Source organism: Streptomyces sp. NPDC050704 (genome assembly GCF_040654355.1).
In the GTDB taxonomy this organism is placed as follows: domain Bacteria; phylum Actinomycetota; class Actinomycetes; order Streptomycetales; family Streptomycetaceae; genus Streptomyces.
Window position 1 is genome coordinate 61,884 of the sequence record NZ_JBFAHW010000049.1, and the last position, 13,586, is coordinate 75,469.

At 71.5% G+C, this 13,586-nt stretch carries 9 protein-coding genes and 1 pseudogene; 5 read left to right on the forward strand and 5 right to left on the reverse strand.

The window, feature by feature from the left end; translation table 11 throughout:
• The first annotated feature begins 165 nt into the window (after positions 1-165).
• Both AB0I18_RS27275 and AB0I18_RS27280 read left to right on the forward strand, forming a co-directional pair.
• Positions 166-762: a hypothetical protein gene (locus tag AB0I18_RS27275; RefSeq protein WP_363108217.1), complete on the forward strand. Its 597-nt coding sequence runs from the start codon at positions 166-168 to the stop codon at positions 760-762.
• A gap of 511 nt (positions 763-1,273) precedes the next feature.
• A complete protein-coding gene (locus AB0I18_RS27280) occupies positions 1,274-2,662 on the forward strand; it encodes a hypothetical protein (RefSeq protein WP_363108227.1) in 1,389 nt (462 codons plus the stop codon).
• Positions 2,663-2,775: 113 nt separating this feature from the next.
• Here the strand turns inward: AB0I18_RS27280 and AB0I18_RS27285 are convergent, their stop codons facing one another.
• Entirely contained in the window at positions 2,776-5,937 is a 3,162-nt protein-coding gene (locus AB0I18_RS27285) for a S8 family serine peptidase (RefSeq protein ID WP_363108218.1), read from the reverse strand.
• A 119-nt stretch (positions 5,938-6,056) separates the two neighbouring features.
• A complete protein-coding gene (locus AB0I18_RS27290; RefSeq protein ID WP_363108219.1) occupies positions 6,057-6,659 on the reverse strand; it encodes an ABATE domain-containing protein in 603 nt (200 codons plus the stop codon).
• 88 nt (positions 6,660-6,747) lie between these two features.
• Between AB0I18_RS27290 and AB0I18_RS27295 the strand changes: the two genes are divergently transcribed.
• Positions 6,748-7,551 carry an MBL fold metallo-hydrolase gene (locus tag AB0I18_RS27295; protein WP_363108220.1) on the forward strand — a complete coding sequence of 268 codons (804 nt, stop codon included), beginning with the start codon at positions 6,748-6,750 and terminating at the stop codon, positions 7,549-7,551.
• 238 nt (positions 7,552-7,789) lie between these two features.
• Here AB0I18_RS27295 and AB0I18_RS27300 read toward each other — a convergent pair whose 3' ends face one another.
• The 3 genes from AB0I18_RS27300 to AB0I18_RS27310 all read right to left on the reverse strand — a co-directional run bounded on the left by AB0I18_RS27300 (position 7,790) and on the right by AB0I18_RS27310 (position 11,261).
• Entirely contained in the window at positions 7,790-8,155 is a 366-nt protein-coding gene (locus AB0I18_RS27300) for a hypothetical protein (protein ID WP_363108221.1), read from the reverse strand.
• 83 nt (positions 8,156-8,238) lie between these two features.
• Positions 8,239-8,919: a response regulator transcription factor gene (locus tag AB0I18_RS27305; RefSeq protein ID WP_363108222.1), complete on the reverse strand. Its 681-nt coding sequence runs from the start codon at positions 8,917-8,919 to the stop codon at positions 8,239-8,241.
• Positions 8,916-11,261, reverse strand: a complete 2,346-nt coding sequence (locus AB0I18_RS27310; RefSeq protein ID WP_363108223.1) for a histidine kinase — start codon at positions 11,259-11,261, stop codon at positions 8,916-8,918. Before AB0I18_RS27310 ends, AB0I18_RS27305 begins: the two co-directional genes overlap by 4 nt.
• Before the next feature lie 335 nt (positions 11,262-11,596).
• Between AB0I18_RS27310 and AB0I18_RS27315 the strand changes: the two genes are divergently transcribed.
• Together AB0I18_RS27315 and AB0I18_RS27320 are read left to right on the forward strand one after the other, a co-directional pair.
• Positions 11,597-12,049, forward strand: coding sequence for a DUF5707 domain-containing protein (locus AB0I18_RS27315; RefSeq protein ID WP_363108224.1), 453 nt, complete (start codon positions 11,597-11,599; stop codon positions 12,047-12,049).
• 612 nt (positions 12,050-12,661) lie between these two features.
• Positions 12,662-13,586, forward strand: a pseudogene (locus AB0I18_RS27320) (IS200/IS605 family accessory protein TnpB-related protein); the annotation flags it as partial.

Below are 13,586 nucleotides of genomic sequence, written 5' to 3' on the forward strand. Positions count from 1 at the left end.
GGGCGGACTGAGCCTGCTCTTCGGGAGAGGGACGACACCGAGGGCGGTGGGAGGGCCGGATCCGTTGCTGGCGGAGGTGCACCTGTGCGAGTGCGGTCACACGCATCCGCAGTGTCCACCGGACACGTCGTACCTCGGGTGTGGCGCGAGCTGGCGGATCCGGCGATGAGTACCCGTTCCGACCGCCGCTGGGCCGAACTCGCCCGTGACCTGGAGTTCACCAGGCTTCCAGAACTGCGCAGGCAGGCAGAAGGATGGCGCACCGGCCTCACGGGGCTGACAGCCTTGCTCGCCGTCCTCGTACTGCTGAAGGGCCGTGACAATCTCGCCGACCTGCCCTCTGTGGCCCGCGCCACCGCGACCGGACTGCTGTTCACCGCCTTTGCCCTGTTGACCATGGGCTCGCTCCTGGCCGTACGGGCGGCGCATGGGGCCCCGGAACGCGAGATCCTCCTGGGCGGGCAGGCCTTGCGCCGCTGGACCGAGCAGGAAGCAGCCCGGGTCACACGGGCGGTCGCCTGGGCCTCCCTCTGCTGTGTCCTCGGGGTGATCCTTGTGGTCGGGGCGCTCGTCGTCGCATGGGTGACGACGCAGGATTCCGGCACGCATCCGGTCGTCGTGAGGACCGGCACGCGTGTGGTGTGCGGGGAGTTGATTCTTGCTGACCAACAACACGTGGAGATCAGCTCCAAGACGAGCGGCAAGGTTTCTTTGCCGTGGACGGCCATCGCGAGCGTGGAACCCCGTAAATCTTGCGACTGAGTGCTGTATCCCAGCGCTATGGAGTCGGGCCCAGATCTCGCGCTCTCCCGGACAGGACTGAGGCTCGGCGGCCATGTGCAACCGCAACAGCTGCGTTCAGTCGCGCTGCGCGCTGCCGACACCCAAACACCGAGCAGGCCACTCAACGCAACAATCGCCCCCTCAGGCAACGTCGTGCCCATGGCGTGCCCCTTCAGAGCGGACAACCACAGCCGACAGGGGTACCACCAGACTGCGGCACCTTCACAGCACATCGAATCTGCCCTAGCACATCGAATCTGACCTGGTCAGAGCCATGGAGGCCACGCACGAGCCGTAGCTTCCCAAGCTGAGAGTGCGAGTTCGATTCTCGTCACCCGCTCCAGATTGAAACCCCAGGTCAATGACCTCGGCTCCCCTTAAATCCTCATGCGTCGGCCTGCGGCACCCCAGTACGATTCGCTCGCTGCTCGCACAACAGTGCGCATAGGGCACCACGTGCGGGCGTCCAAACGGGAGGGATCACTTGACCATGTCCTTCGGCGCGAGACCCCGTGCTGTCCTCGCTTCTCTGGGAACCCTCGGCCTGGCACTGACCGCCGCCGCGTCGCCCGCGAGCGCGGCCGACGGAACGCCCACCACGCCGACTCAGCTGTTCAACGGCAACCGGCACTGCTCGACCGACGCGGACCGGCCCTCGTACCACTCGGCCGACGACGGCCTCGTGGTCGAAGGTATCCCCGGGATCACCGGCGCCACCGGCAACTCCCGCGTCGGCGTGCGGTATCAGGCCTGGCCGGTCACCGATCCGACACGGATCACGACGGTCACCCGTGACCGCGTCACCCCCGGCTTCGAGGCACCCGCCACCCTGCCCGCCAGTGCTCTCGCCGACGGGCAGACCTACGCGTGGCAGGCGCAGACGGTGGTCGGGGACGCGGTCTCGGACTGGTCGGCGCCCTGCTATGTCACGGCCGACAACACCGGCCCGGCGAACGCGCCCACCATCACCTCGCCGAACTACCCGCCGGACGTGTGGAACGAGGGCGGCGAGCCGGTCGAGTTCACGCTGAGCGCGGGCGGTGTCGACGACGTCGAGGGGTTCGAGTTCTCCTGGCAGCCGGACCTGCCGGTCATCGGCACGAGCATCGGTGACTACGGTATTCCGCAGCCCGTCGACCCGTACTCCAACACGAAGTACTTCAAGCGCGCCGACGCGCTCGGCGGTTCGGCCACGCTCAGCCTGGTCCCGCCGACCGGCTCCGGTCCGATGACGCTGTGGGTGCGCAGCCTGGACCGGGCCTACAGCGGGTCGGCGATCACCAGCTACACCTTCCTCGTCAGCTCCACGGCGCCTACCGTCACCCCGGCCGTCCCGAAACCCGAGTTCGGTGAGCCGGCCGGGTTCACGCTCCGTCCCGACCCCGGGCTCCAGGCGAAGAGCCCGGTCGTGAGCTACTCCGTGCGGACCATCGGCGGTCAGAACGACAGGACCTTCGAGGTCGCGGCGGGGGCGGACGGCACGGCGACCACGGAGCTCACGCTGGACGGCATCCACGGCGAGAACCTCCAGGTGACCAGCAAGAGCGCGAACGGCTGGGTCAGCGACGCGGCCTGGTGGGGCATCAGCTACGACACCACTCCCACCGTCGCTTCCGACGCCTACCCCGAGAACGGTTCGGGCGGCGGCGTCGGCGTCCCGGGCACCTTCACGTTCGCGCCGAAGGTGAAGGATGTCGTGAGCTACACGTACACCTTCAACAACGGCGACCCGGAGGTCACGGTCCCCGCGGACGCCCACCACACCGCGAGCATCGACTGGACCCCGGCCGCGGACGGCTGGTACGACCTCACGGTCTACGCGACGACCCGCTCCGGCATCCAACTGGCGCCCTACGACTACTTCTTCACCGTGAACTGAAACCGGACTCAAGCGTCCGGCTCACGCTGTCAGCGGCGGGGGGTGCGGGAGTGACCGCGGAGCGGCACCGCCCCGCCGGAACCGTCGTCCCGGCGGGGCGGTGTCTGTCACGGTTACGGAGTCAGCGTCAGGATCGTGCGGCCCGCGGTCGTGGAGCCGTCGCTGTACGCCACGACTCCCGTGTACCGCTTGCCGGGGACTGTGCCGCGCCAGGTCACTGTGAACTCGGCGCCCTTGCCGGGGCTGACCGGCCGGGTGGCCGGGGTCACCTCCGCGGGGGCGTCGGGGGTGCCCTGGCCGACCCGCCAGGTCCACAGGGTGTAGGACTGGGCGCTCGCGCCGGGCGGGAGGGCGTACTGGACGATGTAGACGTCGTAGTCGCCGGGCGGCAGGTCGTTCTGCTCGTCCGAGCCGTTCCCCGGCAGGCTCCCGAACGGCTTGCCGTCGGCGTCGAAGACGTACATGTCCAGGTCGCTGCCGGGCAGGTGGTCGGCCGAGGTGACCGCCACTCGGGTGAACGGGGCGTCCTTCGGTACGTGGATCCGTACCTTCGCGACCGCGTCCGAGGGGCTCGGGTGGCTGGCGAAGTCGTTGTCCTGGTTGGTTCCCGTCAGCGTGCCCGTCATCTTCTCGCCCGCGTACAGGCCCGTCGTGGTCGCGGTCAGGTCGCCGGTCCGGTCCGCGTACGCGGCGAGCGTGACGGAACCGGAGCCGCCAGCGTCCGCCGTGATCTCGCGCAGTGCGCGGAAGGGGGCGGCGCGCAGGGCCAGCGGGCTGGTGACCCGGTGCCGGCTGTGCGCGTCACTCCAGGTGAGAGACCCGAAGGACCACGTGTCGTAGGGAGTGTCGCCGCGGGTGAAGGTCACCTTGTACGTCGCCGACCGGCCCGGCCTCAGCGTCAGCCGCTCCGGGGAGACCCTGGCTTTGAAGCCGGCGGGCGTCTGGAGCGTCGCCTTGTAGGAGGCGGTCCGCGCGGAGACGTTGGTGACGGTGCGGGTGACCGTCTGCCGGCCGACCAGGTCGCCGACCGCGAGGGTGGGGTGGTTGAGGTCGCTGGGGTCGGTGCGCCGGCCGGTGGTGCAGTCGTTGCCCCGGTCCGTGATCGGTCCTTGGCCGAGGGCGCACAGGTACGACTTCCAGTCGGCGGGAGTCGAGTCGTAGACCAGGCCGGGGTCGGCGGCCCGGGCGGCCCGGGGGAAGCCGGCGCCGTAGTCGAGCGGACTCGCCGAGTCGGCGTCCTGCCGTCCCAATTCCCGCCGTCCCATGGGCTCGCCACTGTTGTCGGTGGTTGTTGCCGTGGTCATCAGCGCCGACCGGATCTCGCTCGGCGACCAGTCGGGGTGCAGGGACTTCAGCAGCGCCGCGATGCCCGCGATGTAGGGCGTCGCGAACGACGTGCCGGAGATCAGGTCGTAACCGCCCGGCCGGCCAGGGGTGTCCGACACGGTGGCCGCGGGCACGAAGTCGCCCGGCGCGGCGATGTCCGGCTTGAGCAGGTCGCCGTCGCTGAAGGGGTCGGGGCCGCTGGAGGAGTCGTAGCGGACCGCCGGGGCCTGCCGGGGAGCGCGGGTGCTGCCGGTGAACGCGGCGGTGGCGCCGCGGGTGGCGGCGTACGCCTTCACCTTCCGGCCGTCCTTCTCGTTCAGCAGCAGGTACGGCAGGTCGTACCAATCGGCGTAGGCGTACCGATCGTTGGACGGCGTGGCGACGAGGACGACCGCCGAGCCACCGGCCCTGGCCACCTCTGTCACCTTCTCGTCCAGGAAGATCTCACCTCGGTCACAGACCACGATCTTCCCCCGGACCTTGGCCGGGTCCAGCGTGCCGTCGAGGCACAGCGCGGCTTTCGCGCGGTCCGTGCGGCCGTCGGCGGCGTCGGCGGCGTGGATCAGCGCGGTCCTGCGGACGCCCGGGCTGTAGGAGGCGTTGGTGAAGCTGCGGCCGTCGCCCAGTTTCAGCGTCGCCCGGTACTCGGCGTCGTGCGTGGTGGAGGCCACGGTCGTGTTCCACGGCGCGGTGTTGCCCACCGTCTGCGGGCCGCCGTTGCCGGCTGACGAGGCGATGAACACCCCCGCCGCGGCGGCGTTCCGCATGGCCTCCAGAGTGGACGGGTCGAGGAGCCCGCCGGTGTTGGAGAAGTTGATCACGTCCACGCCGTCCGCCACGGCACTGTCGAACGCCGCTGTGAGCGCCGTGCCCAAGCACCCGCCGCCCCAACAGGCCTTGTAGAACGCCAGCCGGGCCGCCGGCGCGACCCCGCTGAGGGGCCCGCCGATGGAGGCGTCCTGGATCGACACGGGAGTCGCGTGGTTGCCGGCGGCGATGCTGCCGACGTTCGTGCCGTGGCCATCGGTGTCCAGCGGTGAGGGGGCGTCCACCTCGTCGTCGGATCGGCCGTCAGGGAACCAACGGGCGCCGATCACCTTGTTGTTGCAGGTGATGCGGAACTCGGGACGGCTCGCATCACCCCTGTCGCAGGTGCCGTGCCACTTCCTGGCGATGACGGCCGCGTCGGGCCGCGGCTCCGGCAGGGGCGCGAACATCGGCTCGGCCGGGTTGAAGCCGCTGTCGATCACCCCGATGATCGTGCCTTCACCCGCGCGCTCCGGGCCGCCGGCCTTCGCCCACAGACCCTTCTTCCCGGACAGTCCGAGTAGCGCGGGGATGTCGGGCAGCGGGGCGGTCGGGGATGCGTGGCCGGTGCCGGTGCCAGTGCCGGAGGAGCCCTTCGCGGTGCTCGTGGCCGGGACGGCCTTCGCGGCCGGCTGCACCGAAGCAGCCGGCCGGGCATCGGACGGCAGCGCGTCGCGCGCGGCGTCGGCGGTTCGGTGAACCGTGTTTCGGGTCATCGACACCACACCGGGCACGGCCGCCAGCTTCTGCGCCTGCCCGCCGGTGAGTTCGGCCGCGAACCCGTTGAACGTGTACGCGTAGTCGTACTGTTTCTCGATCCCCGGAACGGCGCCGAGCACCGCGTCCCGGCGTCGTTCCAGGTACCGCAGATACGACTTGGCCGCGCCGGAGCCGGCATCGAGTCGCTTGCCGGCCTTGGCGGCGGTCCCCTTGAGGCCGCGCAAGCCGCCCCCGTACGTCGCCAGCGGCTCGTCGGCCAGCTTCACGAGGTAGGTGCCCGCCGGGTAAGTCGCCTCGTTCCGGACGGAGTCGGCGTCCGTGGCCGCGGGTGCGGGCGCCGCGGTGGTCAGTGCCAGAGGGCACGCGAGAAGAAGGGCCAGGAGGGGTCCGAGGGTCCTGGCGCTTCTTTGGTGGAGTGTCAACGAGACTCCGTACAGTGCTCGTTTCAGCCAAGGCTGACCCCCCGAGCAAGATCAGTTCATCAGTTACCGCTCGGTAAGAGAATCTTGAAACCTAAATCTTCTTGGGCTTCACGAAACCTCTACGCCGAGCGCGCGGGGCGGGCACGGCGTGCGTAGGCGCGGGCCGCACGGGCGCGGTCGCCGCAGCGGGTCGAGCACCAGTGGCGGCGGCCGCGCCGCAGCAGGTAGCGGTTGCACGGAGTGGAGCCACAGGCGGTGAGGCGTTCGGCGTCGGGCCCGGTGAGCAGGTCGGCCGCGTTGGCGGCGAGGGTCGCGAGAGCGTGGTCGACGATCTCGGTGACAGGGTGCGGGGTCACACGGTAGGGGCCGTTCTTCTCGTCCCACTGCAGCAGCGGCGCGGTGGGCACTTTGACCATGACGTCATTGACGGCGGACAGGGCTGCGGGCAGGGCCGGAAGCCCGGCGACGCGGGAGGCGAACAAGGCCCTGATCTGTTCGCGCAGCGAGCGCAGTTGTGCCGTGCACATCTCCCGCAGTCCGGCGTCCGCGGGGGCGAAACCGCGTTCCGCCAGCCACTGGTTCGCCGTGGCCGGCGTGCCGAGGAAGTCGGTGAACTGCCCGCCGGGCAGCGCGATGGCGCTGTTGGCGAAGGCGAGGGCCGGGTACTGCTCCTCGCCGGGCGCGGGCGGCAGGGCGGGTTCGGCGGTCAAGGTCTCCTCCATGGACCTCATGGTACGACTTGCCGGTATCCGTGAGAAAGGGCTACCGTCTATCACGGATAAATCATTCGCATCCGTGAGGTGTATTGCTGTGGCTCCTTCTGACACGACCTCTGACACGACCTCTGAGCAGCTCCCCGTCCGCGTCTTCGGCGGCCCGACCGCTCTCTTCGAGTACGGCGGTCTGCGCTTTCTCACCGACCCGACCTTCGACGGTCCTGGCGACTACCCGGCGCCGGGCGGCCCGGGTCTGACCAAGACCGCGCCTGCCTCGGGCAACCCCGCCGAACTCGGTCCCGTGGACGTGGTTCTGCTGTCGCACGACGAGCACGCCGACAACCTCGACCACTCCGGCCGCGCCCTGCTCGCCGACGTGCCGCTCACCCTTACCACCCCGGGTGGCGGCAAGCGCCTCGGCGACAAGGTCACAGGGCTGGCCGACTGGGAGTCCGTCGAGCTGGACCGTCCCGGCGGCGGCACGGTCACCGTGACCGGCGTCCCCGCCGTCCACGGCCCCGGCCCACGCGAGGAGGTGGAGGCGATCACCGGACAGGTCGTCGGATTCGTCCTGACCGGGGACGGGCTGCCCACCGTGTACGTCAGCGGCGACAACGCCTCCCTCGACGCCGTCGGGGAGACGGCCGAGCGGTTCGGGCCGGTGGACACCGCCGTCCTCTTCGCCGGCGCACCCCGCTTCGAAGGCCTCTTCGACGGAGCGGCCCTCGTCCTCGACAGCACTCATGCCGCCGAAGCCACGCGGATACTCGGGGCGCGCCGCGTCGTTCCCGTCCACTACGACAGCTGGGCCCACTTCACCGAGGGCCGCGACGCCCTGCTGGCCGCCTTCGCCGCCGCGGGGCTGGCCGACCGCCTGGACTGGGGCCACCCGGGTTGACCGGAGTGGATGGATTCCGTCCGTCCAACGACCCGTCGCACCAAAGCCCCCGCGGCGGTGAAGGCGGCCAGGTTCCGGGTGCGGGGGAGGTCCACCGCACTCCCCGCTCATCCGCCGCGCGGAGGCAGACTCGTACGATCTCGAACTGCTCCCGCCCGCATCGCCAATGCCCGCACCCCGTACTGCTCTCATGGACATGGCCGTACCGCAAGCGGCTCGAGCCAGGGCCGTGCCCCGACTAGTCCGGGCGGCCGCCGCGGCGCAGTGTGCGGGCGCACCAGCCGATGATCGCGGCGTTGACCGTTGCCCCGAGGGCGATGGCGGGGATGAGCATGACGTCGTTGTCCGGCAGCACGAGGAGCACAAGGCTGGTGGGGGCGGTGGCGAGGAGCGGGATGACGCCGGCCATGGACTCGTCCGAGCTGTCGGCGGCGGTCACCACCAGTGCCCACACGAGCAGGACGGCACAGACGCCGAGGTAGACGAGGCCGGCGACACCGAAGAGGCCGACGTGGGCGCGTAGTCGGCGTGGGACGGATCGGCGGGAATCACCAGTGGAAGCGGCATCGGGAGCGGCATCGGAGGCGGAATCGGTACCGGTCATGGAGATGGACTCCTTGGTTGCGTCTCGGTGGTCGGTCGCGGTGGTCCGTCTTGGTGGTCCGTCTTGGTGGTCGGTCTCGGTGGTCAGAGGTGGGTACCGGGCGGGTTCGGGCGGGCGAGGCCGAGGTCGTACGCGAGGATCGTCGCCTGTACGCGGTCGCGCAGGCCGAGCTTGCGGAGCAGCGCGTTCACGTGGGACTTCACGGTGCCTACGGTGATGCCGAGTTGCTCGGCGATCTCCGCGTTGGTGAGTCCGGCCGCGACCAGGGTGAGGACGCCCCGCTGGCTGTCGGTCAGGCTGTCCAGTTCGGGGGCGCTCCCGGCCGGGACCGCGGCGGGGGGTCCGGACGCGTAGTGGCCGATGAGGCGGCGGGTCGCGGACGGGGCGAGTACGCTCTCGCCGGCCGCCACCTCCCGGATGCCCCGCAGCAGTTGGGAGGGGTGTACGTCCTTGAGGAGGAAGCCCGAGGCGCCGGCGCGCAGCGCGTCGAAGACGTACGCGTCGAGGTCGAAGGTGGTCAGGACGAGGACACGGGGCGCGTCCTGGCGTCCGGTGATGATGCGGGTGGCGGCGATGCCGTCCAGCTCGGGCATGCGTACGTCCATGACGACCACGTCGGGCGCCAGCTCTTCGGCGAGCCGCACCGCGGCGGCGCCGTCGGCGGCCTCGCCGACCACCGTCATGTCCTCCTCGGCGTCGATCACGGCGGCGAACCCCGCCCGTACGATGCCCTGGTCGTCGACGACCAGCACGTTGAGGCTCATAGCTCTCGTTCCCTCTCCTCGTCGCCCGGCGAGACCGCGAGGGGCAGCCGGAGACGGACGGTTCCCTGCGGGCCGGTGGTCACGGTGCCGCCGAGCGACTCGACCCGGGTGGTCAGCCGCTCCCGTACGGCGGAGTCGGCGGCGCGCGGTACCCCGGTGGCCGTGAGCGTCAACGTACCGTCGTCCACGTCGAGTTCGAGCATCGCGGGCTCCTCGCCGGCGGCCGCGAGCACCGTCTCGGCGGCGCGGTAGGCGACCAGGTCGACGGCGGTGGGCAGTCGTTCCGGTACGCGGTCGGTCAGCCGTATCTCGATGTCGCGGCCGGTGGCCCGGAGTTGGTGGGCGAGCAGGTCGAGCGCCTGGAGGGTGGGCTGCGGCCGTAGTTCGGGCCCTGTCTCGCCCTCCCGGACGGTGTCGAGCAGGGCGCGCATCGCGGCCAGGGCCTCGCGGGCGCGGGTCGCTGTCGCGTCGAGCCGGCCTGCCTCCGCCTCGGTCACCATGTCGGTGGTGCGGGTCAGTACCGTGGTTTCGAGACCGGCGGCGATACGGCGGCGCTCGGTCCAGGCGTCGCGGACGGCCTCCTCGGTCCAGGCGGCGAGGCGTTCGTCGTGGACGCGGCGGTCGGCTTGCCGGCGCCGGGTGCGGAGGCGTCCGACCAGGTGGGCCGCGGTGCCTGTGAGGGTGGCGCCGGCCGTGGTTCCCGCGATGACCGCCCAGACGGGAGCGGCCGTACCCCGGTCCAGTACCGCGGTGGTGGCGGCCGCGGCGTGCACCAGCACTGTGAGGAAAACGGTCGTGACGTGGCCGCGGGCCGGTGCGGGCCGGTCGCTCCCCCGCTCGGGCCCCTTTCGGCGTGTCGCGGTTCGGGTCGGTGCCAGCGCGAGGGCCGCGCAGGTGGCCAACAGGCTCAGCGCGGGCGGGAGGAGGACCGGGCCGCTGTAGTTCCCCGCCGCCATCGCCGCCGGCCACAGCAGCGCAAGCCCCAGCAGCATCCCGTACGCCGTCCGCGGCGCCCTGCGCAGCCACAGCAGGGCCACCGCCTGGCCCGCCGCCAGCAGGGCGAAGAAGACGCCCGCCGATACCCGCGTCCCGCTCGACGTGTCCTCGGGCCTGATGATCAGCGCGGGGAGCAGCGGCTGCAGGACCAGGCCCGCCGCCGCCACCACCTGCGCCACGCGGTAGGCCCTCGGCGCCGACGGCTCCGCCGTCGTGGCCGTCCGGCCCGGCAGTACCGCACGTACCTCCCAACCGCCCTCCGCCGTCGGGCCGCTGTGCACCGTGCCGCCCGCCTCCCGTGCCCGGGAGCGCAGGAAACCCTGCCCGCGGCCGCCGCCGAGTCCCGCACCGTGCGCCACCGCACCGGCCCGCGGGGTCGTGCTGGTGACCACGACGTCGGTGCGGGTGTCGCCGTACCGGCACAGCACCTTCGTCTGCGCGCCGGGGGCATACCGTGCCACGTTGGTCAGCGCCTCGCGCACGATGCCGTACGCCGCCTCCGCGACGGCGCCGTCCGGCAGCGGGTCGATCTCGCAGTCCACCCGCTGGTCCAGACGCCGGAACCCGGCGACCAGGTCAAGCAGCCGTTCCTCCGGTGCCGGCACATCCCCGCGGGACGGCGTCGGCGCTCGTACCGCACCGAGCGCGCGGGTGACCTCGCGGCCGGTCTCGACCGCGAACTCCAGTGCTTCCTCGGCCAGTTCGGGACGGCGCTCGCGCAGCCCGAGGGCCGCTCCCGCCGTGACCACCACGGCCGTCAGATGGTGGGCGCTGACGTCGTGCAACTCCCGTTCCATACGGCGCCGTTCGACCGCCGGGAGCCGGTGGCGCTCGGACTCGGCGCGCTCCAGCAGCTGTTCGGCCGCTCGCCGTGCGCGACGGGTCCGCCGTACGAGCAGGCCGGCGCCGCACGTGGCGGCGTACAGCAGAGCGGTCAGGACGAGGTCGAGCCCGTCGCGGTCGCTGAGCCCGTGCAGGCTGATGCCCAGCAGCTGCCAGGCGGCAAGCGCCACCACGCACAGAACGGCGGTGAAGGCGTCGCGTTCGGTGGCCACGGTGAACAGGGCCAGCGCGACACCCGCGGTCCCCAGCACCGCCATCGCCCCGGCGGGCAGCGGTCCGGCACCCAGCGCGCAGGCGGCGGCGACCACGACGAGGGTGGTCACCGGGCGGGTGCGGCGCAGGGCGAGCGCGGCCGTCACCACTGTGGCGACCAGGGCCGCCACGAGAAGGGAAGCCATGGTGGGGGCGGGGACGGCCCCGCGCACCAGCGGCGCCCCGGGCCACACCATGGCCTGGGCACAGATCAGCAGGACCGGGAGCAGCCGGTCGTCGGTTCGTTTCATGGCGGCCCAAGGCTATGGCCGCAGGTGAGCGGCCCGAGTCCGGCTGAAGGCGGATGCCGGTCTCTTACCTGGGTTGCAGAGTCTCTACCTGTGGTTCGACGCGCCAATCGTCCTGCAGTGCGAGGACGGCGCCATGCCCCCGGCCCTAGTCTCGATCACATCGAGAACGCGGTCGGCCACCGCTTCTCCGACCACTTCCAAGACCGCTTCCACGACCGGCTCCACCAGCGGTTCTACCAGCTGCTCCACCAGCGGTTCTTCCACTCTCTTCCGCGTTCTTCCGCGCTCTCCGGCGTATTCAACCCAACTCTCCAACGAACTCAAGGGGATCTCCCATGTCCAAGCGCATTCTCTTCTCGTCTCTCATCGGCGCCGTCGCCCTCGGCGGAGTGGCCGCCGGCGGTCTCGCCCTGGCCTCGGCCTCCACGGAGCCGACCCTGGAGCGCGGCTCGGCTCGCTACGCGGCTCCGTCCGGCGGCGGCGCGGGCTCGTTCACCTACACCGTGGACGTGCGCGACGACTCGGGCATCCGAGGCCTCAAGGCCCTTGCCTGGCCCGCGAGTTCGAAGCTCGACCCGACCGAGGCGGAGCTTCGCTCGACGGCTGAGAGCGCCAAGTGCCGGAGCACCTCGGACGAGACCGCCCGCTGCACCTACACGCTGAAGGTCACGAAGGGAGAGGCGGCCGAGCTGGCCGAGGGCACCTGGTACGTCTCGGCACTGGCGACGGCCGAGGACGGGGACACGACGTTCGTGCCCCGCGCCGCCACGTTCGACCTCACACGCTGACACTCCGGTCGAACCGTCGACCGATCACGCTTGTGGGCCGACATGGCGAGGTGAAACCGCAGCGAAGGTTGAGGAGAATCGGAGCATGGCGACATGCAGGAAGTGCGGTGTGCGAAAGCGCCGTTGGCCCCGTTCCTGTCCCGGGTGCCGCGCCGGGTCGGCCCGGGCGGACGTGGCCGTGGCGGGGGCGGATGTGACCGTGGCGGCAGGACTGTTCGGGTGGGCCGGGCGGGCGGTCACGGGCGTTGCGCGGCGGATTCTCGACTGGACCTGACCCGGCGGGCGGTGCCCGCGCAAGCGCCGTAGCTTCCCAGGCTGAGAGCGCGAGTTCGGTTCTCGTCACCCACTCCACGTGAAACCCCCAGGTCATCGACCTGGGGGTTTGGAACTGCTGCCGGAGTACCGAGCAGAAGTGACTTCCGGTGAGCGTGAGCGAGCGCCGGGGACGGAGGCGGTGGTCTGCTGTGTGCCGGGAGGACCTGTGCTGTCGGGGGTGTGTTCCGGCCCTATCTCGGGAGGGGAACTGGGGTTCTTGGGTCGAATGGGTGACCTTTGCGGAGGCTGCTCGTTGACTGCCGTGACGGGGATTTCTGGCCGGGCGGGGGTGAACGGGTGGGTGGGTTGCGGGAGTTGGCGGCGTCGTTCGTGGTGCCCGGTCCGGCCGGGGCGGCGATCCGGGACCGGCTGCGGGTGTCAGACGCGGATGCGGCGGTACTGACGGAGGTCGGGGTCTTTCTCGGCTCGCTGGCGGCCGGGGATCTCGCGGCACGCGCCCGGCAGGGGGGCGGCGCACGACGCGGCCTCCTGGGCAGCACGCAAGCGGGCGCCGACCGGGCCGTCGTCGGCGCGCTGGGCGGGCAGCATCACCAAGGCCACCCACGACCAGTGGGCGCTGGCCCGCCGCGGCCAGGCCGCGCATCTGGGCTGGCTGCGCGGGCAGATCGCCGCGATCGAGGCACGGCTGGCCCGGCCGCTGGGCGCCCCGGCAAACAAGCGGGCCGGGCTGGCGCGCGGATATGCGTCGCGCGGGGAATGGCATGCCAAGTCTCGCCGCCCGCAGACCCTCAAGGAACGGCTCGCCGCGGTGGAGGCGGACTGGAAGGCGGGCCGGGTGCGCGTGGTGCGCGGCGGCAAACGCCTCGTGACGACCCGCCATCACCTGGACGCGGCGTGGCGGGCACGCTGGCAGGCGGCGCGGATGTTTTTGGCCGCGGACGGGGAATCCGGTAAACGGTTCGGCAACGAGACGATCCGGATCACCGACACCGGCCAGCTCTCGCTCAAGCTCCCGGCCCCGCTGGCCCACCTGGCCAACGCCCCGCACGGCCGGTACGTCCTGGACGCGACCGTGCGCTTCCAGCACCGGGGCCAGGAGTGGCGCGACCGGACCACCGCGAACCGGGCAGTGGCCTACCGCATCCACCACGATGTCCTGAGCGGCTGCTGGTATGTCACCGCCGCCTGGCAACGCGCCGCCACCCCCGTCCTGCCGCTTCCGGCGGCGCTGGCCCGGGGCGTGGTCGCGGTCGACATGAAC

Excerpts from the sequence above, each read along its gene's own strand:
- AB0I18_RS27275 (WP_363108217.1), top strand. The coding sequence starts at position 166 with ATGAGTACCCGTTCCGACCGCCGCTGGGCCGAACTCGCCCGTGACCTG.
- AB0I18_RS27280 (WP_363108227.1), top strand. The coding sequence starts at position 1,274 with ATGTCCTTCGGCGCGAGACCCCGTGCTGTCCTCGCTTCTCTGGGAACC.
- AB0I18_RS27290 (WP_363108219.1), bottom strand. The coding sequence starts at position 6,659 with ATGGAGGAGACCTTGACCGCCGAACCCGCCCTGCCGCCCGCGCCCGGC.
- AB0I18_RS27300 (WP_363108221.1), bottom strand. The coding sequence starts at position 8,155 with ATGACCGGTACCGATTCCGCCTCCGATGCCGCTCCCGATGCCGCTTCC.
- AB0I18_RS27305 (WP_363108222.1), bottom strand. The coding sequence starts at position 8,919 with ATGAGCCTCAACGTGCTGGTCGTCGACGACCAGGGCATCGTACGGGCG.
- AB0I18_RS27310 (WP_363108223.1), bottom strand. The coding sequence starts at position 11,261 with ATGAAACGAACCGACGACCGGCTGCTCCCGGTCCTGCTGATCTGTGCC.
- AB0I18_RS27315 (WP_363108224.1), top strand. The coding sequence starts at position 11,597 with ATGTCCAAGCGCATTCTCTTCTCGTCTCTCATCGGCGCCGTCGCCCTC.